Annotated in this window: 18 protein-coding genes; 7 read left to right on the forward strand and 11 right to left on the reverse strand. The window is 64.4% G+C overall.

Annotated features, from left to right (window positions below):
- Positions 1–14: 14 nt before the first annotated feature.
- Together IVA81_RS34250 and IVA81_RS34255 are read right to left on the reverse strand one after the other, a co-directional pair.
- Positions 15–1121: an ERF family protein gene (locus IVA81_RS34250; protein ID WP_247326505.1), complete on the reverse strand. Its 1107-nt coding sequence runs from the start codon at positions 1119–1121 to the stop codon at positions 15–17.
- Positions 1122–1234: 113 nt separating this feature from the next.
- Entirely contained in the window at positions 1235–2035 is an 801-nt protein-coding gene (locus IVA81_RS34255) for a YqaJ viral recombinase family protein (protein WP_247326506.1), read from the reverse strand.
- Here IVA81_RS34255 and IVA81_RS34260 point away from each other — a divergent pair.
- Entirely contained in the window at positions 2020–2403 is a 384-nt protein-coding gene (locus IVA81_RS34260; RefSeq protein WP_346659429.1) for a helix-turn-helix domain-containing protein, read from the forward strand. The genes IVA81_RS34255 and IVA81_RS34260 overlap by 16 nt on opposite strands.
- A 14-nt stretch (positions 2404–2417) precedes the next feature.
- On the opposite strand, the gene IVA81_RS34265 is transcribed toward IVA81_RS34260, so the two are convergent.
- Positions 2418–2924 (reverse strand): hypothetical protein, encoded by a 507-nt coding sequence (locus IVA81_RS34265; RefSeq protein WP_247326508.1) that lies wholly within the window; start codon positions 2922–2924, stop codon positions 2418–2420.
- Positions 2925–3341: 417 nt separating this feature from the next.
- Between IVA81_RS34265 and IVA81_RS34270 the strand changes: the two genes are divergently transcribed.
- Positions 3342–3899 carry a hypothetical protein gene (locus tag IVA81_RS34270; protein ID WP_247326509.1) on the forward strand — a complete coding sequence of 186 codons (558 nt, stop codon included), beginning with the start codon at positions 3342–3344 and terminating at the stop codon, positions 3897–3899.
- Positions 3889–4443: a hypothetical protein gene (locus tag IVA81_RS34275; RefSeq protein WP_247326510.1), complete on the forward strand. Its 555-nt coding sequence runs from the start codon at positions 3889–3891 to the stop codon at positions 4441–4443. The genes IVA81_RS34270 and IVA81_RS34275 overlap by 11 nt, the downstream gene beginning before the upstream one ends.
- 157 nt (positions 4444–4600) lie before the next feature.
- Here IVA81_RS34275 and IVA81_RS34280 read toward each other — a convergent pair whose 3' ends face one another.
- The gene (locus tag IVA81_RS34280; RefSeq protein WP_247326511.1) at positions 4601–5824 is read right to left on the reverse strand and encodes an AMP-binding protein; all 1224 of its coding nucleotides are present in this window, start codon (positions 5822–5824) and stop codon (positions 4601–4603) included.
- A gap of 86 nt (positions 5825–5910) precedes the next feature.
- On the opposite strand from IVA81_RS34280, the gene IVA81_RS34285 reads away from it, so the two are divergent.
- On the forward strand, positions 5911–7062 hold the full coding sequence (locus tag IVA81_RS34285) for an AGE family epimerase/isomerase (protein WP_247326512.1): 1152 nt from the start codon (positions 5911–5913) through the stop codon (positions 7060–7062).
- Positions 7063–7126: 64 nt separating this feature from the next.
- Here IVA81_RS34285 and IVA81_RS34290 read toward each other — a convergent pair whose 3' ends face one another.
- From IVA81_RS34290 to IVA81_RS34315, 6 genes are all read right to left on the reverse strand, one after another.
- Entirely contained in the window at positions 7127–7966 is an 840-nt protein-coding gene (locus IVA81_RS34290; RefSeq protein ID WP_247326513.1) for an ABC transporter ATP-binding protein, read from the reverse strand.
- A gap of 125 nt (positions 7967–8091) precedes the next feature.
- Positions 8092–9375 carry an ABC transporter substrate-binding protein gene (locus IVA81_RS34295; protein ID WP_247326514.1) on the reverse strand — a complete coding sequence of 428 codons (1284 nt, stop codon included), beginning with the start codon at positions 9373–9375 and terminating at the stop codon, positions 8092–8094.
- 44 nt (positions 9376–9419) lie between these two features.
- A complete protein-coding gene (locus tag IVA81_RS34300; protein WP_247326515.1) occupies positions 9420–10493 on the reverse strand; it encodes a branched-chain amino acid ABC transporter permease in 1074 nt (357 codons plus the stop codon).
- A 3-nt stretch (positions 10494–10496) separates the two neighbouring features.
- Positions 10497–11390, reverse strand: a complete 894-nt coding sequence (locus IVA81_RS34305) for a branched-chain amino acid ABC transporter permease (protein WP_128918283.1) — start codon at positions 11388–11390, stop codon at positions 10497–10499.
- Between the two features lie 118 nt (positions 11391–11508).
- Positions 11509–13440 (reverse strand): long-chain fatty acid--CoA ligase, encoded by a 1932-nt coding sequence (locus IVA81_RS34310; protein ID WP_247326516.1) that lies wholly within the window; start codon positions 13438–13440, stop codon positions 11509–11511.
- Positions 13437–14258, reverse strand: coding sequence for an ABC transporter ATP-binding protein (locus tag IVA81_RS34315; RefSeq protein WP_247326517.1), 822 nt, complete (start codon positions 14256–14258; stop codon positions 13437–13439). Before IVA81_RS34315 ends, IVA81_RS34310 begins: the two co-directional genes overlap by 4 nt.
- Before the next feature lie 337 nt (positions 14259–14595).
- On the opposite strand from IVA81_RS34315, the gene IVA81_RS34320 reads away from it, so the two are divergent.
- Positions 14596–15270, forward strand: coding sequence for a Crp/Fnr family transcriptional regulator (locus tag IVA81_RS34320; protein WP_247326519.1), 675 nt, complete (start codon positions 14596–14598; stop codon positions 15268–15270).
- Here IVA81_RS34320 and IVA81_RS34325 read toward each other — a convergent pair.
- The gene (locus tag IVA81_RS34325) at positions 15267–16529 is read right to left on the reverse strand and encodes an MFS transporter (protein WP_247326520.1); all 1263 of its coding nucleotides are present in this window, start codon (positions 16527–16529) and stop codon (positions 15267–15269) included. The two genes, IVA81_RS34320 and IVA81_RS34325, sit on opposite strands and share 4 nt — an antisense overlap.
- A gap of 336 nt (positions 16530–16865) precedes the next feature.
- On the opposite strand from IVA81_RS34325, the gene IVA81_RS34330 reads away from it, so the two are divergent.
- The gene (locus tag IVA81_RS34330) at positions 16866–20009 is read left to right on the forward strand and encodes a CHAT domain-containing tetratricopeptide repeat protein (protein ID WP_247326521.1); all 3144 of its coding nucleotides are present in this window, start codon (positions 16866–16868) and stop codon (positions 20007–20009) included.
- Between the two features lie 255 nt (positions 20010–20264).
- On the forward strand, positions 20265–23582 hold the full coding sequence (locus tag IVA81_RS34335; protein ID WP_247326522.1) for an adenylate/guanylate cyclase domain-containing protein: 3318 nt from the start codon (positions 20265–20267) through the stop codon (positions 23580–23582).
- The last annotated feature ends 16 nt before the right edge of the window (positions 23583–23598 follow it).

Here is a 23598-nt window from a genome sequence, read left to right on the forward strand (position 1 = left end):
GCGTGCAGGTGCGGCTATAAGGGGTGCGTTGTCAGCCAAAGCCTGCGGGCCACTTCAAGCGGCTCGATGGCTAACCGCAACCACCACTCGACTTCGTTGCTTGCCCGATGCAGCTCCCGGTGATGGGCGCGGCAGAGCGGCACGGTGAATTCGTCGCTCACCTTCAGACCAAGCCCCCTGGGCTGCGCGAACCGCAGGTGGTGCGGATCCGACGGGCTCCGGCCACAAGCGAGGCAGGGCTGCTTGGCGACGAACCGCAGGTGTTCGCGATCGCGGCGCCGCTGCGGTTTTCCGACGCGAGCCCAGCCGGCTGCGCCATCCTTGTCCGCCGCTTCCGGGCTTGGCGTGGATTGTTCGGAGGTTTGCAGCCGGGTGAGCCGGTCCTCGAGAGCTTCGCCAAGCCGCTGGGCCCCCCGGACTGTGAGTGTGTTCGCGTGCCGCCACACCCGCTGTGCCCAGCGGTCGATGTCCTCCACATTGGCAAGTGACTGAAGCTCGGCGAGTAGGCGCGCGGCGAGCGCTTCAGAAGTTTTGGGTTCGGCTGCGGGGGCCGCGGCCTGACCGGCGGCGGCACGTTTCGTTTCTGCGCGCCAGGGCGCGTTGGCTTTGGCCGCGGGCAGAGGCGAGCCAGGCGGGGCCACCCCGGGAGGAGATCCTAATTCATCAGCCGGTGGGTTGGATCCGGGCCTGATGGCAAGATCCGGTGCGTCGAACTCATCTTCGCCGGCAATCCCGACCAACGTGAACAGCGCGTATCGCCGCGCGTAGGTCAGCGCAGCGCCCATCCGATGCGGCGCGGCGATGTCGGCGATGGTGCAGACGGGCCAGTCTGAGGCAATCCATTCGCCCGAGCTGTGGAGCAGGGCGGTGGTGAGCCGGATCAGCCCGCTCTCCGGCTCAAGCGCCGTGGCCTGCACCGTGGCGATCTCCTGTTTGCTCAAGCTCTTGCGCACGATCTCAAGCCCGCGCGCTAAGGAGGCATAGCGGAAGCTGCGGCATTCGCTGTTGGGGAAGGGCCCAGGCAGCGTCGCCGTGAGCAACTTTTCCGGGTTTTCTAGCTCGGCCTGTGCGCGGGCGAGCGCGGCGGCGACCTGATTGATGCTCTGGCTTGATCGATACATGGTTCTGCGTCGGTTAGCTCAAGGCGGTGCGGTGAAACGGTTTTGCGCGCTCGGCCGCCGCTCTCACCGTTCCTCCAAACAACAGGCGGCGCTGTGGCGTCCTCAGGCACCAGCTATGGACGCCCGGTCAGCTCAAAGCTGATGGCGCCGGATTTCGACCGCTTGGCACGTACCCCATGGCCGGTCGCTTCTCGGGCATCTTCCGGCACGAGGGCCTTCAGTTCGCTTCTCGCCCGCTCATGGTCGATCGCCGCGTCGCGCGTGCGGCGAAACACCACCGCCAAAGCAGCCCAGGCGTTGGAGGCGCTCATGTCCACCGCGCGCACCGCTTGCAGGCGCGCTCTCGGCGGCTCGATGCCGAACAGCCGGGGCGGCTCCCCGCTCTCCACACAACGCCAGAATTTTTTCTCAGCAGTCAACAGCAGGTGCTGGTAGAGAGGATCGGCTCCGACCGTCATCTCCACCCACTTGCCGCCGCCGGTAATGACCGACAACACCGCCGTCCGCGATGCCGTCACCCACATGTTGTGCTGCAGCTGCGACATGTGCTTTTCGGCCGCGAGCTCTTCCGAGAAATTCCACGGCAGCATAAATTTGGCCTCGAACACCGCGCCCGTGGCTTCGATCCGGCCGTCGAGCGTGGCGGCCATCCAGCGGTGAAGTGGATGGAAGAACTGCCGCTGCACCTCGCTTACCTTGTGCCCGGTGTGGGTCTCGTACCAGTGCCGGTTGAGGGGCTCGGTGACGGAGCCGAGCTGCACCACCAGATCATTGCCCAGGTCTTGGTGTTCCCGTTCGCCGCGCTTCTCCTGCCACAGCCGCAGCAAGGCGGCCTCATCGACGCCCATGATGATCTTTGCGTCCGAGCCGCCGATGAAAGCGCGGCGGCTTGGCGGAAATGCTCGGCTATCCATCAACATCCTCCCGAAATATCTTTTTTAAACAGAAGCGATCTTATCAGACGGTAACGATTAATCAATCATTTTTCGACAGAAACAGTGGAAAACAACGCCATGGTGACATGCCGATGATCACGCCGGAGCAATGCCGGGCCGCGCGAGGATTGCTGGACTGGAGCCAGCAACGATTGGCCGATGAGGCGCAGGTCGGCATCGTCACCGTTCGCCAGCTCGAGGCCGGTTTCACTCAGCCGCGGCGCGCGACCCTGATCGTGGTGCGGCGAACCCTGGAGGCGGCCGGCGTCGATTTCATCGACGAGAATGGCCGCGGCGTCGGTGTCAAGCTGCGTAGTGGTCGCCCGATCCCGGGTGAGGAGCCCTGAACCCGCTCAATTGGTCAGGACCGCCGCCGGCCAGCCTTGCTCGCGCTTGCGAGGCTGGGATCGAGCGCCAATTCGGCGCGCAGGCGGGCAAATTTCAATCGATATCGCTCAACAGATTCCGCAGATTGAACCGAGTTCTCATAAGAGTCCGCCTGATCGTGTGGGGCGCTTGGTCCAAAATAATCCGGGGCAGCGCTCGCCGGAATGGGCTTCAGCTTAGGATGGAAATACGGCGCGATCGTTGCCGCGATCCTCTCGCGCGTCATTCGCGGGAGACGCTCATCATTCATGAACGCAAGCAGGCGTGCGAGCGGATCGGGAGCCGCGAAGTCTTTTCCAATCATCGTTGCCGTTATGGATGCGCGGAAGCTGAAAGCTTTGGTGGATGATTGGCCCGATAGCATCGGTAAGGACGCCTTCGGCAGGGCTGGTTTCGGCAATAACGGCTTCGGCAAGGAAGGGATCGGCTTCGTTGACGACCGTTTCGGCAATGACCGCTTCGGCAATGATCGCTTCGCCACCAGGTTCTCCCGACAGCGCGTATCGTGCTGTTGCTGCCCTCTGTTAGTTGGGTTGAATTTCCGAGAATGCAAATTTTTTTAACGGAATCCCTTGCGCGCCGGGTTTTTTCCGCTACGTCAAGATTCCTGTCCCTGCTATTTTTTCCTGATTGACCTCGGATTGCGCCGCAACGCGCAGAGAATGTCGAGCCCGCCTGCTACCGCTTACGCGGCGGCCGGAACGACAGGCCACGCCGGCGCGCAAGTCCCGCGAAGGAGTTAGAGGAACATGGGAATAAGCCTACAGCGAAGAACCGACTGGGCTTACCAATTCATCGGAAATGCTTTCAAGGCTTTGCGCGCTCCAAGGTGCTGGCCGGCTAAAGGTGCATCTCAACCGAGTGTCGCCATGCGTTCAACCAAGCGGAGGATGAGCCGATGAGCCGATCGGATCAGGGTGCCGAGCCCGCACTCATCTATGAGCCGCGCTTGCTGCCGTCTGAATCTCAGGCGCACTTTAGGGTGATGCGTGAAGCGATTGTTGCGGAGCTCAAACCGAGGTGCGCCATTGAAGAGATGTGGAGCTGCGAGATCATCCATGGCGAATGGGAAACGCAGCGACTTCGTGGATTCAAGGATCTGATCCTTACTTCCGCCCGCCGTCCGGCACTGAAAAGCCTGTTGAGCATCGTGCTAAATGCCAGCGGCGCTGCCGACATCGATGATTTGGCCGAGCGGTCATTTACCAACAAAGGGGTGCGCAACAAAGTCACAAACATCTTACGCAAATATGGGATGTCGGAGGCCAGTATCGATGCGGAGGCCTTTCGCCATTGCTTGTTTGAGCTGGGTGAGATCAATCGCCGGTTGGCTGAATTGAGTTCGCGCCGCGACAAAAACCTGCAGCTGCTTGAGGACTACCGGGCCGGCTTGGCGAGGCCAAGGCATCCGGCCGAAGGCACCGCTGTCATGATCAGTGGCGACGATGGCGACTGAACGTCAGATCGCGGCCAACAGGCGGAACGCGCAGAAGAGCACGGGGCCGCGAACGGCGGCGGGTAAGCGGCGCGCGGCAGGTAACGCCCAACGCCATGGCCTCAGCATTGTCACCGGGAGCACTGCGGATGATGAAGCCGTGAAATCCCTTGCTCTAGCTATCCTTGCGGGCAGCAGCGCTCCACAGCTTCTAGAAGCGGCCTTCAGCGCGGCGCGCGCCTACCTCGAACTCGCCCATATCCGTCAGATCAAAGCCGACCTCATCCAGCGCATGCTGGACTTCGGCGCCGTGGGGCCGGAGCTCATGCGTGCGCGCTTGGCCGAGTCGCGCTACCTGCTAGCGCTATTGCGACGGCAACGGCAGAAACCAGAGCGGCTCAAACCGGTACTCGTGTCCTCGGAAGCTGAGCGCCAGGCCGAGGTCGTGGGTCGGCTGCTGCCAGAGCTGCGCAAGCTCAACCGCTATGAGTCGCGGATCTATGCGAGGTTGGATCGGGCGCTATCCGAGGTCGCGGCCCAGAACACGGTAAGGGAGCACCATTAATATCACGTTTGCGCAGAACGAACCCAATCGAGTCAATAAATCAGGCGGTTGAGATGCGGTGCTGCGCCATGAACCCGCTAAGGCGGTGTCTCTCCTGCACAAAACTGTGTTCAAAGTGGTGTGTTCAAAGTGAAATTGAGGTTTTTGCGAGGGCCTCTTAGCGTTCGTCGGCGATCACCTTGCCGTCGTTCGGCAGCGCGCCGGGACCGACCAGATCGACGCTTCCACCGAGTTTCGTCACGGCGCGCAAGCTGGCCGCAACCTCTTCGCGCAAGGTGTCGTTCGCGGTCGCCGTTTCCGCTTTCAGTGTCATGGCGTCGGTTTCGCCCTCTCGCGTGACGACGAGACGCAGTCTTCCGAGCTCGGAATGCCGCTTGCCGATCTCGGCGATCTGCTCGGGACGGACGAACATGCCCTTGACCTTGGTGGTCTGGTCGGCGCGGCCCATCCAGCCCTTGATGCGCATGTTGGTGCGACCGCAAGCACTCGCGCCCGGCAGCGCTGCGGTGAGGTCGCCGAGAGCGAGCCGGATCCAGGGATGATGCGGGTCGAGCGACGTCACCACGATCTCCCCGACGTCGCCGGGCGCCACGGGATCGCCGGTGCCGGGCTTGACGATCTCCAGGATCAAGTCCTCGTTGACGACCATGCCTTCACGAGCCTCGGTCTCGAACGCGATGAGGCCGAGATCGGCGGTGCCGAAAGCCTGGTAGGCGTCGATGCCGCGCGCCTTGATCTCGGCCTGGAGCGAGGGCGGGAACGCGGCACCCGAGACCAGCGCGCGCTTGATCGAGGAGACGTCGCGGCCTGAACTCGCCGCGGCATCGAGCAATATCTTCAGGAAATCCGGCGTGCCGCTGTAGCCAACCGGCCGATAGGCCTCGATCAGCTCGAATTGTTGCTCGGTATTGCCGGGCCCTGCCGGGATCACGGCGCAGCCGAGCGCACGCGCCGAGGCATCGAAGATGAAGCCCCCGGGGGTGAGGTGGTAGCTGAAGGTGTTGAGGACGACGTCATCGGGGCGGAACCCGGCCGCGAACAGCGCCCGCGCACCGCGCCAGGGGTCGGCCTGCCGGCCCTCGGGCTCAAAGATCGGGCCGGGGGAGGTGAAGAGGCGGGCGAACGACCCGGGGGCTGCCGCCACGAAGCCTCCAAAGGGCGCAGAGGCCTTGTGCAGGGCGGGCAGTTCCGACTTGCGCAACACCGGCAGGCCCGCCAGTGCCGCTCTGGAGGTCACGGCGGCGGTATCGAGACCTCTCAGCCGCTCGGCATAGGCCGGGGCGGCTATCGCGGCTCGCAGCACTTCCGGCAGGCGGGAGAACAGATCGGCCTCGCGCGCTGCTGGCTCACGCGTCTCGCGGGCGTCGTAATGGGCGGTCATGGCTGTTCTTTCCGTGTTGGCATCCGTTGCGCGCCGCCACCGGCATGGGTATCAGACCGCCATTGGTGAGGCTTAGAGGGGACCCGATGGCGGACGTAGGAAACATTGCGGCGGATGAGGCTGCCGATGTCGTCGCGCGCCTGAAGCGCCGCATGGTCGACGAGGCGCTGCCGCTGTGGTCGACGATCGGCTGGGATCCTGCCGCGGGCGGCTTCATCGACCGGCTGCACCGCGACGGCACCGCGGATACGGCCGCGCCGCGGCGCGTGTTCGTTCAGGCGCGCCAGATCTGGTGCTACGCCAAGGCTGCGCAGATGGGCTGGTATCCTGAGGGGCGCGCAATCGCGCTGAAGGGACTGGAGCATCTGCTGGCCAAAGCCAAAGCGCCTGACGGACGACCGGGCTATGTGCACCGGCTGACGCCGGAGGGCACGGTGCTCGACGGCCGGCGCGACGCCTACGACCACGCCTTCATCCTGTTCGCGCTCGCGAGCGTCTACGCGCTCGACCAGGACGCGCAAGTTCGTGCCGAGATCGACGCGCTGCTGGCTTTCCTCGACGGCCACCTCCGCTCGCCGCATGGGGGCGTGCACGAAGGCCTTCCGGTCTCGCTGCCGCGCCGGCAGAACCCGCACATGCATCTGTTCGAGGCGATGATCGCGTGTTTCGACGCGACTCACGATTTGTCGTTCCAGAACCGTGCCGGCGAATTCTTCGCGCTGTTCCTGGCCAATCTCTACGACAAGCAGAGGCGCATCCTGACGGAGTATTTCGAGGAGGACTGGTCGAAGATCGAGCCGGTCAGCGTCGAGCCGGGGCACCAGGCGGAATGGGTCTGGCTGCTGAAAGGGTTCGAACGCATCACGGGATGTCCGACCGGACAGCGGCGCGCCGAACTCCTGGCGACCGCGCTGCGCTATCGCGACGCGGCCACCGGCTGCCTGATCGACGAGGGGGACGACGTCGGCAATATCCGCCGCAGCACGCGCCGGCTGTGGCCGCAGACCGAGATCGTGAAGGCGTGGATCGCGCAGGCCGAGTCCGGCGAGGCGGGCGCAGCGGACGAGGCGCGTGCGGCGCTGGTGCGGCTCGAACGGCATTATCTCAGCCATCCCGTGAGGGGCGGCTGGTACGACCAGTTCGATCGCGACGGCAAGTCGCTGATCGACACCATTCCCGCGTCGTCGTTCTATCATGTTCTCTGCGCAGTCACGGAAGCGGAGCAGGTGCTGGAGTAAATGTCTCTTGTTTTGACGCGTTTTCTTCACGCGAACCGGTCCCACTTCGCTTGAAAACGCTATGTCAAAGCCAGCGCTTGCGCCGCTTGAAGCTCTTGAGATTCTTGAAGCTCTTGCGTTGGTCGCCGGCGCCGCCGAGGTAGAATTCCTTGACATCCTCGTTGTCGCGCAATTCGTCGGCGGTGCCGTCGAGCACGACCTTGCCCTGCTCCATGATGTAGCCGTGGCTCGCCACCGACAGCGCGGCGCGCGCGTTCTGCTCGACCAGGAGGATGGTGACGCCGAGGTCGCGGTTGATTTTCTGGATGATCGAGAACACCTCTTTCACCAGCAGCGGCGACAGGCCCATGGAGGGCTCGTCCATCAGGATCATCTTTGGGCGCGCCATGAGCGCCCGGCCGATCGCGAGCATCTGCTGCTCGCCGCCGGAGAGGTAACCGGCAAGGCCGGTACGCTCTTTCAGGCGCGGGAAATAATTGAAGACCATGTCGAGGTCGGCGTCGACCTCGCGATCCCTGCGGGTGAAGGCCCCGAGCTTGAGGTTCTCCAGGGACGTCATGTCGGCGACGATGCGCCGCCCCTCCATCACCTGGAAGATGCCGCGGCGGACGATCTTGTCGGGGTCAATGCCGTCAATCCGCTCGTTTTCGAACACGATTTCGCCGCGCGTGACCTCGCCGTCCTCGGTCTTGAGCAGCCCCGAGATCGCCTTGAGCGTCGTCGACTTGCCGGCGCCGTTGGCGCCCAGCAGCGCCACGATCGCGCCCTTGGGCACGTCGAGACTGAGGCCGCGCAGCACCAGGATGACGTCGTCATAGACGACCTCGATGTTGCGCACGGCGAGGAGGGGCGGCGCGGAGACGGCCGTCGGCTTGGTGCGGGATGCTTCGAGAGTGTCGGTCATTGGTGTGCCTACCAAATAGCTACGCCCGTCATGCCCGGGCTTGTCCCGGGCATCCACGTACTTCATGCCGTGAGCTCAGACGTGGATGGCCGGGACAAACCCGGCCATGACGTCTTGAGTTTGCCTCACCAGCCCAGCAATTCCGGCTTGCGCGGCAGCTCGACAGTCTTGACCTTCTCGAGCTTGATCGTGCCCTTGGCCATGAGATCGTTGAGGTCGCCGTCGGTCGCGCCCGAGATCTTGGTGCGATAGAGATCGACCTTCAGCGTGCCGCGATGGTCCTTGTCGGTCCAGGTCGAGGGATTGCAGACGCCTTCCATTCCCGCCGGCACCCAATCCTTCTTCTGGTAAAAGCCCTTGGCGACGTTGTCTCCGGTGGGGCCGCCGTTCTTGGCGGCCCAGTCGATCGCCTCCTTCATGTACAGCGCCGAGCAGACTGCCGCGATGTAGTGCACGGGACGATAGACCTTGCCGCTGGCATCGGACATCTTCGAGATTTCCATCACCGTCTTCATGCCGGGCGCATCGCCGCCCCAGCTCACCGCGGTGCGCAAGGGGAAGATCACACCGTTGGCGGCATCGCCGGCCGTCTTGGCGGCGTTCTCGTCCATGCCCCAGACATTGCCCATGAACTGGATCTCGACGCCGGCGGTCTTGCAGGCCTTCATCACCGAGATGTTGGAGGCGGCGGTGTTGCCGAGATAGGCGTAGTTGGCGCCCGAGGATTTCAAGCTCAGGCACTGCGCGCTGTAGTCACCCGGCGCGAGCGCGAACACCAGCGGCGGCAGCACCTCGAAGCCGAGCTCCTGCGCCATCGCTTCACCGGCAGCCTTCGGGGCGTTCGGATAGGGATGGTTGGCGCCCATGTGCACGAACTTCGGCTTGCCGGACTTGCCCTTGGTCTTCCAATCCTCAGCGGCCCACATCAGCATTGCGCGCAGCGAGTCCGAATAGCTCGGGCCATAGAAGAAATTGTAGGGCGCGGGCTTGGCCTTGCCGCTCACGCCTTCGGGATCGGTGAGGGCGGCGGCATAGGAGCCGGACATGTCGGGAATCTTGTCCTGGGCGAGGAAGCCGGTCAGCGCCTCGGTATCGGCGGTGCCCCAGCCCATGATCGCGGCAACCTTGCTATCCGGCGCCGACCACTTCTTGTAGAGCGCGATCGCGCGCGGCACCTGGTAGCCATAGTCGTTGGTGTCGACGTTGAGCTGCTTGCCGCCGACGCCGCCGTTCTTGTTGACCCAGGCGAAGGTGTCGGCGACGGCCTGGCCAAAGGGCGTGCCGACGTCGGAGGTGCCGCCGGAATAGTCGGCGAGATGTCCGATCGCGATCTGCGCCTGCGCACCGGCCGAAAATGCGGCGATCGCGATCGTGAGCGATGCGGTGCTCAAAAGGGACTTCATCGTCATGGGTCGGTTCCTCCTGTTTATTGTTTAAGTGAAGTTGCCCGCGCTCAATGCGAGAACGGGTAGAGTTTCCAGTATGCCTTGATCTGCCGCCAGCGATGCGCGAGCCCGTCAGGCTCGAACATCAGGAATGCGATGATGATCACCCCGATCGCGATCTCGCGCAGGAAAGTGATGTTGGTGTTGAGCGACAGCGCCTTGTCGATCGCGCCGCCCTTCAAATAGTGGCTGATGAACTCCATCCCCTCGGGCAGGAGCACCACGAAAGCGGTGCCCATCAGCGTGCCCATGATCGAGCCGGTGCCGCCGATGATGATCATGGCGAGAAACAGGATCGAGCGCTCGATGCCGAAGCCCTCCTGCGACACCACGAGCTGGTAGTGCGCGTAAAGGGCGCCGGCGATGCCGGCGAAAAAGGCGGCGAGCCCGAACGACAGCGTGCGGTATTTCGTCAGGTTGATGCCCATGATCTCGGCGGAGAGATAATGGTCGCGGATCGCCACCAGCGCGCGGCCGTCGCGGGTGCGCATCAGATTGGTGACGAGGATGTAGCTCGCCAGCACATAGGCCAGCACGACGTAGAAATATTGTTTGTCGCCGCGCAGCGTGTAGCCGAAGATCGAGAACGGGTTTGCGCTCGCCGGCACCGAGCCGCCCGAGAACCATTCGGCACGGGAGAAGAAGTCGAGCAGGATGTATTGCGCGGCGAGCGTTGCGATGACGAGGTAGAGCCCCTTCAGCCGCGCCGCCGGGATGCCGAAAATCAGCCCGACCAGCGCGGTGACGACGCCCGCGAGCGGGATCGCGAAGAATACGGGGATCGGCGCGTTGTTGGAGATATAGGCCGAGGTGAAGGCGCCGAGCAGGAAGAAGGCGGCGTGCCCGATTGAGATCTGGCCGGTGAAGCCGACCAGGATGTTGAGCCCGAGTGCTGCGATCGAGAAGATGCCGATCTGGATCAGGATGCTGAGCCAGTATCCGCTGAAGAATTGCGGCGCGAGGCACAGCAGCAGCACGCCCGCGATGGCGAAGTTGCGGCTGGTCGTGGTCGGGAAGATCGTGGTGTCCGCCGCGTAGGAGGTGCGGAAATCACCAGCAGGAATGAGGGCAGGGCCGGCCATGGGTCAGATCCGCTCGATGTCATGGGTGCCGAACAGCCCGTAGGGCTTGATCATCAGCACGATGATGAGGACGTAGAACGGCGCGATCTCGTAGAGATTGCCCCAGTGCAGGTATTCGCTGTCGACATATTGCGCGACGTTCTCGAGCAGGCCGATGATGATGCCGCCGAGCACGGCGCCGCCGACGGAGTCGAGTCCGCCGAGGATTGCCGCCGGAAACACTTTGATGCCGTAGCCGGCAAGGCCCGAGGACACGCCGTTCACGACCGCGACGACGACGCCTGCCACCGCCGACACCGTTGCCGAGATCGCCCAGGCCATCGCGAACACGCTTTTCACGGAAATGCCGAGCGACTGCGCCACCTGCTGGTTGAACGCGGTGGCGCGCATCGCAAGACCATATTTGGAGGCGCGGAAGAACCAGGCCATGCCGATCATCATCGCGACCGACACCACCAGGCTCATGACATAGACGGTCTGGATCTGGAGGCCGAACAGGCTGACCGACTGGCTCTCGAACACGCGCGGGAACGGCTGCGGATTGACGCCGAACATCCATTTCAGCGTCGCCTGCAGCACGGTTGAGAGCCCGATCGTCACCATGATCACCGAGATGATGGGCTCGCCGATCATCGGCCGCAGGATCAGGACCTGGACTGCGATGCCGAACACGAACATGAACACCAGCGTCATCGGCATGCCGATCCAGAACGGCACCTGGTACTTCGCCAGCAGGGCCCAGCACACCCAGGCGCCGACCAGCAGCAGCTCGCCTTGTGCGAAATTGACGACCTGCGTCGCCTTGTAGATCAGCACGAACGACATCGCGACCACGCCGTAGAGCGTGCCGACCACGAGGCCGTTGACCAGGAGCTGGATGAGGAAGGCGGTGTTCATGTCGGCTGACCCGGCTCGTCATTGCCTGGCTTGACCCGGCAATCCATCGATGTGGAAAGTAGTTTGCTCGGAAGAGGATGGATGCGCGGGTCAAGCCCGCGCATGACGAAAATCTGTTTCACTCCGCCGCCTCCGCCATGTGCCCATGCCCGCCGAGATCCACCACGCGCAGCGTCGTGCGGACGCGTTGCGTGGTGCCGTCCTGGAAGCGGATCACGGTGTCGACGGGGATGTCGGCATCGCCGCGGTAGATGGCATCGATGATCCCGGCGTATTTCTCGTTGATGACGCTGCGGCGCACCTTTCTTGTGCGGGTGAGCTCGCCGTCGTCGGCGTCGAGCTCCTTGTAGAGCAGCAGGAAGCGCGAGATGCGCTGGGCCGGCGGCAGCGTGGCGTTGACGGTCTCGACCTCCTTCTGAAGCAGCGTATAGACTTCAGGCCGCGAGGCGAGGTCGCTGTAGGTCGTGAAGGAGAGGCGGTTCTTCTCCGCCCATTTCGAGATGATGGAGTAGCGGATGCAGATCATCGCCGCGAGCGCGTCGCGGCCGGCGCCCAGCACCACGGCTTCGGCGATATAGGGCGAAAATTTCAGCTTGTTCTCGATGAACTGCGGCGAGAAGCGCTCGCCGCGCGAGGTCTCGGCAAGATCCTTGATGCGGTCGATGACGACGAGCTGCTGGTTCGCGTTGAAATAGCCGGCATCGCCGGACAGCATCCAGCCGTCCCTGATGTCGGCGACGCTGGCCTCGGGATTCTTGTAATAGCCGAGGAACATGTTGGGGTGCCGCACCACGATCTCGCCGACGCCGTGGACGTCGGCATTGTCGATGCGGATCTCGACATCGTCGGACATCGGCACGCCGGTGGTGTCAGGATCGACCTTGCCCTCGGGGTGCAAGGTATAAGCCCCCAGCAGCTCGGTCTGGCCGTAAAGCGTGCGCAGCGGTACGCCCATGGCCTGGAAGAACTTGAAGGTCTCGGGGCCGAGCGCCGCGCCGCCGGTCGCGGCCGAGCGCAGCCGGGTAAAGCCGAGGCGATCGCGCAAGGCGCGGAACAGGATCGCGTCGGCAAGGCCAGAGCGCTTGCCGTGTTCGAGCGCGGCGAGGCCGCTCTTCATGCCGATGTCGAACAGGCGCTGCTTGAAGGGCGTCGCATCCATCACCCTGGCGCGGACGTCGGCGGCGATGGATTCCCAGACGCGCGGCGCGAACAGCACGAACGTCGGCGCGATCTCGCGCAGATCGTTCATCATGGTATCGGGCTCTTCGACGAAGTTGACCTTCATTCGGCACAACAGGCCTTTGCCGAGCACGTAAACCTGCTCCATGATCCAGGGCAGCGGCAGCACCGAGACGTATTCGTCGTCGGGACCCTTGGGGTCGAAAGCGAGATAGGTCGCGCAGTGGCCGAGCACGCGGCCGGCGGCGAGCATCGCAAGCTTGGGATGGGACGTGGTGCCCGACGTCGTGCAGAGAATCGCGACGTCCTCACCCTTGGTGGCATCGACCAGCTTGTCGTAAAGCTCCGACTCCCGCGCGGCACGTGCCCGGCCGAGCTCGGCAAACGTCTCCGCAGACATCAGCCGCGGGTCGTCGTATTTCCGCATTCCGCGCGGATCGGAATAGATGATGTGCTTCAGCTTCGGCGCGCGTTCGGCGAGGGTGAGCAGCTTGTCGACCTGTTCTTCGTCCTCGGCGAAGACGAGCTGCGCCTCGCCATAATTGAGGAGATAGGAGGCTTCCTCGTCGAGCACGTCGCGATAAAGTCCGAGGCTGAGGCCGCCAATGGCGTGCGTCGCCACTTCCGCCGCGACCCAGTCCGGCCGGTTGTCACCGATGATGCCGATGACGTCGCCGCGGCCAAGGCCCATTTCGAGAAGACCGAGCGCAAAGTCGCGCACGCGGGTCTGATAGTCGTTCCAGGTGAACAGCCGCCAGAGGCCGAGATCCTTTTCGCGCAATGCGATCTCGCTGCCGTGCTCCTTCGCGTTGAGCCGGAGCATTTTCGGATAGGTGTCGGCCTGGGCAACCCGGCCTGCGTAATCCATCATGCCGCGCTCTCCTGCGCTGGCGAAGCATCGTCGGGATCGACCAGCACCTCGTCCTCCTCGCCGAGATAGGCGCGCCTGACGTGGGGATCGGCGAGCACGGTCGCCGGATCGCCTTCGGCGATCTTCTTGCCGAAATCCAGCACCATGACGCGATGGGAGATGTCCATCACCACGCCCATGTCGTGCTCGATCATCACCACCGTCATCCCGAACTCCTCGTTGAGGTCTACGATGTAGCGGGCCATGTCCTCCTTCTCCTCGAAGTTCATGCCGGCCATCGGCTCGTCGAGGAGGATGAGGCGCGGCTCCAGCGCCATGGCGCGGGCGAGCTCCACGCGTTTGCGCAGGCCGTAGGAGAGGGTGCCGGCGGTGGCTTTTCGCACCGACTGGAGGTCGAGGAAGTCGATGATCTCCTCGACCTTGCGGCGGTGCTCGAGCTCCTCCTTGCGCGCGCCGGTGAGCCAGTACAGCGAGCCCGTGAGGAAATTGTTCTTCAGGAGGTGATGACGCCCGACCATGATGTTGTCGAGCACGCTCATGTGGTGGAACAGCGCCAGGTTCTGGAAGGTGCGGCCGATGCCGAGCGAGGCGCGGGCATTCGGCGTCAAATCGGTGATGTCGCGGCCCTGGTAGAACAGCTGGCCCTCGGTCGGCTTGTAGCGACCGGAAATACAGTTCACGATCGAGGTCTTGCCGGCGCCGTTGGGGCCGATGATCGAGAACAGCTCGCCCTCCCTGATGGCGAAGCCGACGTCGGTCAGCGCCCGGACGCCGCCGAATCGCAGGGACACGCCGCGCACTTCAAGACTGGTAGCCACCAAACCAAACCCTCCCGGTGATGGCGCACTTTAGCGGCGCTCTTCGTCCGTTCCTGCCCGGTGATCCTAGTACGGTGGTGCCGGTGAGGCCATGCAGCAGATGGTCTCGACCGGAGCCGCGCCACTCTCGTTCCCGTTTGGGATCAAAAGCCGCATCACCCGAGGTGGTCCTCAATAGGGGAAAGCGCTATTTTGAAATGTCTCCCGGCTGACAATTCTGCGACAAAGTTTGCCGGGCGGCGGTGGCCTTCATCTTTCGTCGGATGGCGGTCGAAATCATCATGTTGCATTGCAGCAGAAGGCGGAGCGACGAAACGGTGCGGCTGGCGGCGAGATCATGATTTCAGAAGAGCATCTGAAGCGCGTCGCCGCCTGGTCGCGCGAGCTCACGCAAGCGGAGATCGAGGTCGCGCGCGCCGGAATCACGGAGCGCTCATACGGCACCGGCGAGACCGTGTTCATGCGCGGCGATATTTTTGCCTATTGGGCTGGCATGGTGGGCGGCCTTGCCCGCATGGGCGGGGTCTCGCGGGACGGCAAGGAGACCAGCCTTGCCGGGCTGACGGCAGGGGCCTGGTTCGGCGAGGGCAGCGTGCTCAAGAACGAGCCGCGCCGCTATGACGTGGTCGCGCTACGCGACAGCCGCGTCGCCCTGATGGAACGCAGCGCCTTCATGTGGCTGTTCGAGAACAGCGTCGGCTTCAACCGCTTTCTGGTGCGCCAGCTCAACGAACGGCTCGGCCAGTTCATCGGCATGCTCGAGGTCAACCGCACGCTGGATGCCACCGCGCGCCTCGCCCGCAGTATTGCCTCGCTGTACAACCCGATCCTCTATCCGGAATCGACCGCGCATCTGGAGATCACCCAGGAGGAGATCGGCGCGCTCTCCGGCATGTCCCGCCAGAACGCCAATCGCGCGCTGAACCGGCTGGAGAAGGAGGGGCTGCTGCGGCTGGAATATGGCGGCGTCACCATCCTCGATATCGAGCGGCTGCGCGGGTATGGGGACTAGCGCGCATTGGCGGGGGCGTGCGCCGGCCAGAGGTCAGCGCGCCAGCGGATCGCAATCGCCAGCATCGCGATGATTCCCGAGGCGGCATAAAGCGAGCCGGTCGCGGAATAGCCGATGATGTCGATCAGGCTGCCGGCGGCAAGCAGTCCGAGCGGCAGGCCATAGATCACCATCATGCGGACGCCCATCACGCGGCCGCGCAGATGCGCGCTCGCCGTTCGCATCAGGATCACGGCTGCCGAGATCATCGACATGCTCTGCGCTATACCTGCGAGAACGAGGCAGGCCATCGCCACCGGCATGGTCCTGACCTCGACGAAGACCAGCAGCATGGCGTACCAGGCCAGCGTCGCGCCGATCAGGAGCCGGGCAATGCGCAGTCCGCTGACGAGGCTCAGCGTGATCGAGCCGATCAGCGAGCCGACGGCGAAGCTCGCCGAGAGATAGCCGAGGCCGGTCTGGTCAGTCTGAAAGATATCGCGCGCGATGTAGGGCAGCAATCCGCCGGTGAAAGGAAAAGCGGTGAGGTTGGCCAGAAAGGCGACGCAGAGCGCCGCGCGCATTCCCGGGCCGTTCCAGGCGTAGACGATCCCCTCCTTGAGGTCGCCGAACAATCGCGAAACGGCGCGGCTGTCGGCGGGAAGATCGCTCGTGGTGACGATCCTTTTCGGCCGGGTCAGGCAGAGCATGAGAAGCGCGGCGGAGAAGTAGAGACAGGCGATCGCCACATAGACGAGGCCGATGCCGAGGAGGGCAAACAGCCCGGCGCCCGTCAACGCTCCGGCGATGCGGGCACTGTCCTGGGTCGTGCGCGCAACGCTGATGGCGCCCACCAGCTGCTCGGCCGGCATGATCTCGGCGAGCAACGCGCCCCGAACGCCGAGATCCGAAGGGCGGATCAGGCCCATGACCGCGACGATGATCATGACGCTCAGCGGCGACAGATGACCGGTCAGCGCCAGAACCATGATGGTCGACGAGAGCACCGTATAGGCAAGACGCATCGCGACCAGGAGATCGCGATGGCCCATGCGGTCGCCGATCATGCCGAACACCGGCGCGACCAATGTCCCGACGAACTGGAGCGATGCAAGCACGGTGAGCAGCAGCACCGAGCCGGTCTCGACCAGGATGTACCAGCCGAGCACCAGCGTCTCGACCTCGAATGCCCAGGAGGTGAGCAGGTCGGACGGCCACTGGAAGCGATAGTTGCGGATGCGAAATGGCGCGAGCGCCGAAGACCGCGCGACTCCACTCACGTCGCGATGACGCGTGTCACGGCGATTCCTTTGCCTTGTTTCTTCTTCTGCGCGAGACCGTAGCGCCGGCGAGGCCCGTGTCAATCGAAGCTGCCGCATGCCGCCATGCACGATGGCTTTGGCGTGCCGGCCCGGCCGCAAGGGCGTCACCGGCTTGCGAAGGCGGCGCATGATGCGGTCACAGAGTTTTCATCTTGCTGTGGCCCTTAAGGTCCGGCGGGTTCGGGGGAGCGGAGCAATCACAGCATGTGGGTACGTTGGCAGGCGTTCGTCGCGTGGCTTCTGGGTTCCCTGATTCTCGCGAGCGTCCTGCCCTGCCGGGCTGGGCCACAGGACATGCTGACGCTGATGCAGCGCATCACCTCGCTGGCGAAGGAAGGCCGCTATGGCGAGGCGGTCGGGCTGGCACGAAAGCTCGTCGCCGAGTCCGAGAAGAGCTCGGGCCGACAGTCGCCGTTGACGGCAACCACGCTGGTGGTGCTGGGCCAGTCGCTCCAGGCGCAAGGCGAGACGACCGGGGCCGAAGCCATGCTGAGGCGGGCACTTGCGATTCGCGAGAAGAGCCTCGGACCCAATCATCCCGATGTTGCCGCCGTGCTCGGCACGCTCGGCCAGATCGAGCTCGGCCTCAACCGGCTGAGCGAGGCTGAGCGGGATATGTCACGCGCCATCGCCATCGACGAGAGCGTGCTGGGCTCGGACCACCTCACGACGGCGCTAGCGCGCATGCAGCTCGGCAATCTCCGTCACCGTCAGATGAAGGAGACGGAGGCGCTCGACATGTTCAGTCGCGCCCTTGCGGTGTTCAGGAAGTCGGCGGGACAGGCCGATATCATGATTCCGGTAACCCTGAACAACATCGCGGAGGTCAATCGCGCGCAAGGCCGGTTGCTCGAGGCCGAAGCGAACTTTGTCGAAGCGCTCGCTCTCCAGGAAAAGCAGCATGGCCCTGACAGCATCTATCTGACGGCGACGCTGAGCAATTTCGGCGAGCTCCGGCGCGCACAGGGCCGGCTTCAGGACGCCGAGCAGCTGGCCCGGCGAGCCCTGGCCATCAGGGAGAAGGCACTGGGGCCGGATCATCCTGACGTCGCCGCAAGCCTCAACAATCTCGCCTTGGTGTTTTCGCGCGAGGGCCGGGACGCGGAGGCCGAGGGGCTGCTGACACGGGCGCTCGCCATTCAGGAAAAGAGTTTTGGAGCGGCGCATCCGAACGTGGCGACGGCGCTGAACAATCTCGCGGAGGCCTGGACCCATCTCAATCGCAAGCAGGAGGCCGAGCAGCTCTTGCGCAAATCGCTCGCCGTTCGAGAGAAAGCCCTCGGTCCGGGCCATCTCGACGTTGCGATCGCTCTCGACAATCTGGTGACGCTGATGGGCGACGGCGATCGGTACGCCGAGGCTGAACCGTTCGCGCGCCGGTCGCTTGCGCTGCGCGAAGCCGCCCTGGGTGCCTCCCATCCGCTGGTCGCGAACAGCCTGAACAATCTGGCCGTCATCCTGGACAGCACCGGGCGGGCGCAGGAGGCCGAGCCGCTCCTGAAACGCGCGCTGGATATCCGTCTGCGTGCTCTCGGCGAGATGCATCCGGACGTCGCCAACAGCTTTGCCAATCTCGGCGCCCATCATATCGATTTGAAGGATTGGCAACAGGCCCGCGATGCGTTCGCGCGTGCGGTGGCGATCCAGAACGGCCGCCGTCCCGCGGAGTTCGGCGAGGACGGCCGCGGCGATCTCAGGGCCCATGAAGACACCAATCCGTATCCGGGATTGATCTCGGCCGCCTACAATCTCGCGAGCGCCGCCAATGGCGGGCAGGCGAGCGCCTTGCGGTCGCAGGCGTTCGAGGCGGCACAGTGGATCGGTGACGAGCAGGCCGCGCGTGCGATTGCAGGCATGTCGGCACGGATAGCGGATGGCCGCGGAGATCTCGCAGCCGGCGTCCGTGAGCGGCAGGATCTTGGCGCGCAAGCGGTTGCGACCGACAAGATGCTGGTGGCGGCAATCTCGCAAGCCAATGCCGTGCGCAATGCGGCCGCGGAGCAGGCGCTTCGCGTCCGTGCCTCGGCCATCGCAAATCAGATCCGGGAATTGGATCGCACGATCGCCGCCCAGTTTCCGGACTATGCGGCGCTGGTCACCAAGACGCCGATCGCGATCGAGGACGTCCAGAAGCAGCTTCGTCCCAACGAGGCGATGGTGCTGTTCACGACGACGTCGCGTGCCACTTTCGTCTGGATGGTGACGCGCTCGGATGTGCGTTGGTATGCGGCCGATCTCGGCGATAGGCAGCTCAACGAGGCCGTCGGCGCGCTGCGCTGCGGTCTCGATGCGGAGGCATGGCTGGACAGGGCATCAACATGCGCTCAGAAGCTCGCCCGCAAAACTCCGCTGGGCGCAGACGAACCGTTGCCGTTCGATCAAGAGCGCGCCTTTGCGCTCTACCAGGCCCTGCTTGGTCCGGTCGAGCGCGAGATCGATGGCAAGGAGCTGATCCTGGTGCCGTCGGGCCCACTGGCGACGCTGCCTTTCCAGGTTTTGCTGACGGATAAGCCCGTGGGAGGTGGCGACCTCACGAAGGCACCCTGGCTGGTCAAGCGATTTGCGACCACCGTCTTGCCCTCCGTCTCCAGCCTCAAGGCGCTACGCCAGGTCGCGCGCAGGAGCGCGGCGTCGAAACCGTTCCTTGGCGTCGGCAATCCGACGCTCGAAGGTGACGGCCGCAGCGAACCCGCGATCGCGCGCGCCAAACTGGCGCGACAGATCCAGACCTGCGCCGCCATCCCGGCGCGGGCGAGCCAGGTCGCGCAAAGAAGCTTGCGTGCGGTCGACGCGCTGTCGGGCGGCGCGGCGGACATTGGGCAACTCCGGCGCCAGATGCCGCTGCCGGAAACCGCGCTCGAATTGTGCGCGGTGGCTGGCACCTTCGCGCCCGTCAAAGGCGATGTCCTGCTCGCCAATGATGCGTCCGAGACGAAGATGAAGACGTTCAACCAGAGTGGTGATCTCGCAAAATATCGCATCCTGCATTTCGCGACGCACGGCGCGCTTGCGGGGCAAGTGCGCGGCTCGATCGAGCCCGGGTTGATCCTGAGCCCGCCAATGGCCGCGACGCAAGCCGATGACGGCTATCTCTCGTCGTCGGAGATTTCGGCCCTCAGGCTCGATGCCGACTGGGTGATCCTGTCGGCGTGCAATACGGCCGGTGGGCAGGCAGCCAATTCTGAGGCTTTCTCAGGACTTGCGCGGGCCTTCTTCTATGCAGGCACGCGCGCGCTGTTGGTGTCGCACTGGGCAGTCAATTCCGACGCCGCGGTGGCCATCACCACCGGCACGATCGATGCCCTCAACGCACATCCAGACATCGGCCGCGCCGAGGCGCTGCGCCGCTCGATTTCGGCACTGATCACCAAGGGCGGCGAGAGCGCGCAGCCCGGAACATGGGCGCCGTTCGTGCTGGTGGGGACCGGCGCCATGTAGCGATACGCATATCAGTGCGCCGCCGCAAACGAACCGGTTGGAGAAGGAGGGGTTGTTGCGGCCGGGGTACGGCGAGGTCATTATCCTCGACATCGGAAGGCTGCGCCGTTGCGGCGAGGAGTGAAGCCGCGACCACGTCCGTTAACCAACCACCGCTTGCTCTTCCAGTGCGACGAGCCCATGCTCGCCAGGTTCCTGGACCCACCCAGTAGTCCAGTAGATCGCGCCGTCGCGGCTTTCGCGAGGTTTTGACCCATGAACTGCTCTTGCTGCGGTTCCGAGGTTCAGAGTGGCTTTGCCTTCTGCCCGAGGTGCGGCACGAAGCAGCCCAATGCGTGCCCCGGCTGCGGCTATGCATGCGCGCCGGATTTCGCCTATTGCCCGAAATGCGGCGCGCTCCTCGGTGAGGCCCCCAAAGACGCGGGAGAGGCGCGGCCGAGCCGGCCGACAGCGCCGATCAGGGCCTCCTCGCCGCCGCTGGCGCCGTTGGCCGACCCGCAACAAGCACGTCGTCCGCAGTCCGACAGGATCGACAGCGAAGCAAACCGCCGCACCATCACCGTGCTGTTTGCCGACCTCAGCGGCTTCACTGCGATGAGCGAGCGGCTCGACCCCGAGGTCATGCAGACGCTTCAGAACCAATTGTTCGAGGAACTGACGGCTGCGGTGCAGAGCTTTGGCGGCTTCGTGGACAAATTCATCGGCGATGCGCTGCTCGCGCTGTTTGGTGCGCCGGCCGCGCACGAGGACGACCCCGAGCGGGCGGTCCGCGCTGCCCTCGACATGATCAGCCGGACGGCGCGCCTCAGCGAGCGCGCAAAAGCCTATGCCGGTTCACCGCTGCTGCTCCATGTCGGAATCAACACCGGGCACGTCGTCGCGGGCGGGTTAGGCGTGGGCGTTGCCAAATCCTTTTCGGTGACCGGCGATACCGTGAATACCGCGCAGCGGTTGCAGTCGATGGCGGCGCCGGGCGAGGTGCTGGTCGGGTCGCTGACCCACCGTCTGACGCGGCATGCGTTCTCCTATGACTCGCTTGGCGAGGTCTCGCTCAAGGGCAAGATGGGCAGCGTTCTGGTCCATCGTCTGAAGGGACCGCTCGATACGCCCCGCGCGGCACGCGGCCTCGACACGTTGGGCCTCGATGCACCGCTGGTCGGGCGCGACGCCGAGCTTGCGCGTGTGATCGGCAGCCTTGATCGCGCGCGCGGCGGCGCGGCTCAACTGGTGCGGCTGATTGGCGAAGCGGGCATTGGGAAGACGCGGCTGGTCGACGAATTCCTCGCCCGTATCCGTGACGAGGATCGCTTCGCAGACTTGGCGGTCCGACGGGCGGTCTGCTCGCCGCTCGGCGAACAGTCTTACGGCGCACTCGCCGCCGTGCTGCGTAGCGCTTATGGCATCGCACAGAAGGCCTGCGCTGCAGAGGCGGAGGCGAAGGTCGCGGAAGCGCTGTCGGAGCTTGGCCTCGCGACTGACGAGGCCGCCCGCCTGATGCCCCTCTATCTGCACGTACTCGGCCTCGGCGACCCCAACGCCCTGCTCAGGCATGTCGAGCCCGAACAGCTCCGCCGGCAGATATTCTTCGCGATTCGAACCATCTTCGAACGCCGCCTGGCACTGTCGCCGCTGCTGATCATCGTCGAGGATCTGCACTGGGCCGATGCGGTCTCTCTTGAAGCGTTGCGGTTCCTGATGGACCGACTTGAGCGGACGCGGCTGATGCTGCTGTTTACCCATCGGCCGACGCCGGAACTGGACCAGCTCGGTTCGAGCAGGATCAGTCACACGACCCTTCGGCTGCCTCCGCTTGGCGACGCTGACGGACAGAGGCTGCTCGCGGCCTACTTCAGGCACGGTTGGCGTGAACCGCCGGAACGTCTGTTCAGTCGGATCCTCGATCGCGCCGGCGGCAATCCGCTTTTCCTCGAGGAGATCATACGCGGCCTCATCGAGGCCGGCACCCTGGAACGCGACGGCGCGCAGTGGCGGATGAAGTCGGATAAAGCCGCCGCCGATATCCCGGCAAGCATTCAGGCGTTGTTGCTGGCGCGCCTCGACCGGTTGCCGCATCAGGTCCGCCTCCTGGCGCAGGAGGCCGCGGTAATCGGTCCGCGTCTTGATGCGGGTGTGCTTGGTGCGGCGGCAACCGAGCCAGCGAGGGTTGAAGCAGGGCTCGAACTTCTATGCGATGCGGAGATCATCGAGGAGATCGCGGGCTCGAACTCGATTGCGCTGCGGACCTACCGTTTCACGCAAACCATGCTTCAGGACGTAATCTATCAAAACCTGCTCCTGCAACGCCGGATCGAGCTTCACGGACGGATTGGTGCCGCGCTGGAGCGGCTCTATGGCAATGAGCCCGAGCGCCTCGAGGACCTCATACTGCTCGGACATCACTTCAGTCTGAGCGCGAGCAAGCCGAAGGGCGCGCGCTATCTGCGCGCGGCCGGCGACCGCGCACGCGCGAGCTATGCCAACGACGATGCCATCCGTCTCTACCGACAGGCCCTCGCCGTGCTGTTGGCCAGCGGCGAACGGGAGCCGGAACGTCTGGTCCTGTACGAGCGGATTGCGGACCTTTGTGGCGCGGCTGGCCGGCGGAATACGGCCGAGGAGCACTATCAGAGCGCGTTGGAGGGGCACCGCGCCGCAGAGGACCGGATCGGCGAAGCGCGGATGCTTCGCAAGCTTGGCCGATTGCTGTGGGACGCCGGCAAGCGGATCAAGGCGGAAACGCATTACGCCGAGGCCGCCAAACTGCTTGGAGGGATCGACGCGCCCATCGAGTGGGCGCATCTCTTGCAGGAGCGCGGCCGTCTCGCGTTTCGCACGGGCGATCACGTGGCCGCCGCGAGCTGGGCAGACGAGGCGCTCGGATATGCCCGATCCGTATCTGCCGACGCCGATAAGCACGCCGTGCTCGAGGCGGCGCGCGCCATTGCGGAGGCTCTCAATACCAAGGGGGTTGCACTGGCGCGGGTTGGACGACACCAGGAGGCGGTGCGCGAGGTGGAGCAAAGTGTCGCAGCCGCCGAAGCCGCCGGCCTCCTTAACGTCGCCTGCCGCGGCTACACCAATCTCGGTGTGCTCTACACGATTGTCGACCCGGCGAAAGCCGTGGAGGTCTGCCGGCGTGGACTGGATGTCGCGTGTCGGATCGGGGATCTCGGCTTCCAGGCGCGTCTTCTCGCCAATTTTGCCGTTGCTTGTTGCACCTTCACGGACAGATGTACCGAGGAGGGGGTGCCGGCTGCCGAGAAGGCGATCGAAATCGACCGTGCGCTCGATCAGCGGGAGCATCTCGCCGTGCCCTTGATCGTGCTCGGGCAAATCCATCAATGCCATTTCCGCCCCGATCTGGCCGCCCTCTGCTATAATGAGGCAATCGAGGTGGCGAACGAAACCGGCGAACCGCAGCAGCTGTTTCCGTGCTACGATGGTCTCGCGACACTGAGCCTTGATCGAGGCGACATGCCCGAGGCCGACCGATATTTCGCGCTGGCCCATGATGTCTGTGCCCGCCACGGGCTTGATCCCGCCGGGCTGATCGTACTGCCATTTCTTGACTAGATCATATGAAGGAGTT

This window comes from Bradyrhizobium sp. 141 (genome assembly GCF_023074055.1).
GTDB lineage: Bacteria > Pseudomonadota > Alphaproteobacteria > Rhizobiales > Xanthobacteraceae > Bradyrhizobium.

Excerpts from the sequence above, each read along its gene's own strand:
- IVA81_RS34250 (WP_247326505.1), bottom strand. The coding sequence starts at position 1,121 with ATGTATCGATCAAGCCAGAGCATCAATCAGGTCGCCGCCGCGCTCGCC.
- IVA81_RS34260 (WP_346659429.1), top strand. The coding sequence starts at position 2,020 with ATGCTCGGCTATCCATCAACATCCTCCCGAAATATCTTTTTTAAACAG.
- IVA81_RS34255 (WP_247326506.1), bottom strand. The coding sequence starts at position 2,035 with ATGGATAGCCGAGCATTTCCGCCAAGCCGCCGCGCTTTCATCGGCGGC.
- IVA81_RS34270 (WP_247326509.1), top strand. The coding sequence starts at position 3,342 with ATGAGCCGATCGGATCAGGGTGCCGAGCCCGCACTCATCTATGAGCCG.
- IVA81_RS34275 (WP_247326510.1), top strand. The coding sequence starts at position 3,889 with ATGGCGACTGAACGTCAGATCGCGGCCAACAGGCGGAACGCGCAGAAG.
- IVA81_RS34280 (WP_247326511.1), bottom strand. The coding sequence starts at position 5,824 with ATGACCGCCCATTACGACGCCCGCGAGACGCGTGAGCCAGCAGCGCGC.
- IVA81_RS34285 (WP_247326512.1), top strand. The coding sequence starts at position 5,911 with ATGGCGGACGTAGGAAACATTGCGGCGGATGAGGCTGCCGATGTCGTC.
- IVA81_RS34290 (WP_247326513.1), bottom strand. The coding sequence starts at position 7,966 with ATGACCGACACTCTCGAAGCATCCCGCACCAAGCCGACGGCCGTCTCC.
- IVA81_RS34295 (WP_247326514.1), bottom strand. The coding sequence starts at position 9,375 with ATGACGATGAAGTCCCTTTTGAGCACCGCATCGCTCACGATCGCGATC.
- IVA81_RS34300 (WP_247326515.1), bottom strand. The coding sequence starts at position 10,493 with ATGGCCGGCCCTGCCCTCATTCCTGCTGGTGATTTCCGCACCTCCTAC.
- IVA81_RS34305 (WP_128918283.1), bottom strand. The coding sequence starts at position 11,390 with ATGAACACCGCCTTCCTCATCCAGCTCCTGGTCAACGGCCTCGTGGTC.
- IVA81_RS34310 (WP_247326516.1), bottom strand. The coding sequence starts at position 13,440 with ATGATGGATTACGCAGGCCGGGTTGCCCAGGCCGACACCTATCCGAAA.
- IVA81_RS34320 (WP_247326519.1), top strand. The coding sequence starts at position 14,596 with ATGATTTCAGAAGAGCATCTGAAGCGCGTCGCCGCCTGGTCGCGCGAG.
- IVA81_RS34330 (WP_247326521.1), top strand. The coding sequence starts at position 16,866 with ATGCTGACGCTGATGCAGCGCATCACCTCGCTGGCGAAGGAAGGCCGC.
- IVA81_RS34335 (WP_247326522.1), top strand. The coding sequence starts at position 20,265 with ATGAACTGCTCTTGCTGCGGTTCCGAGGTTCAGAGTGGCTTTGCCTTC.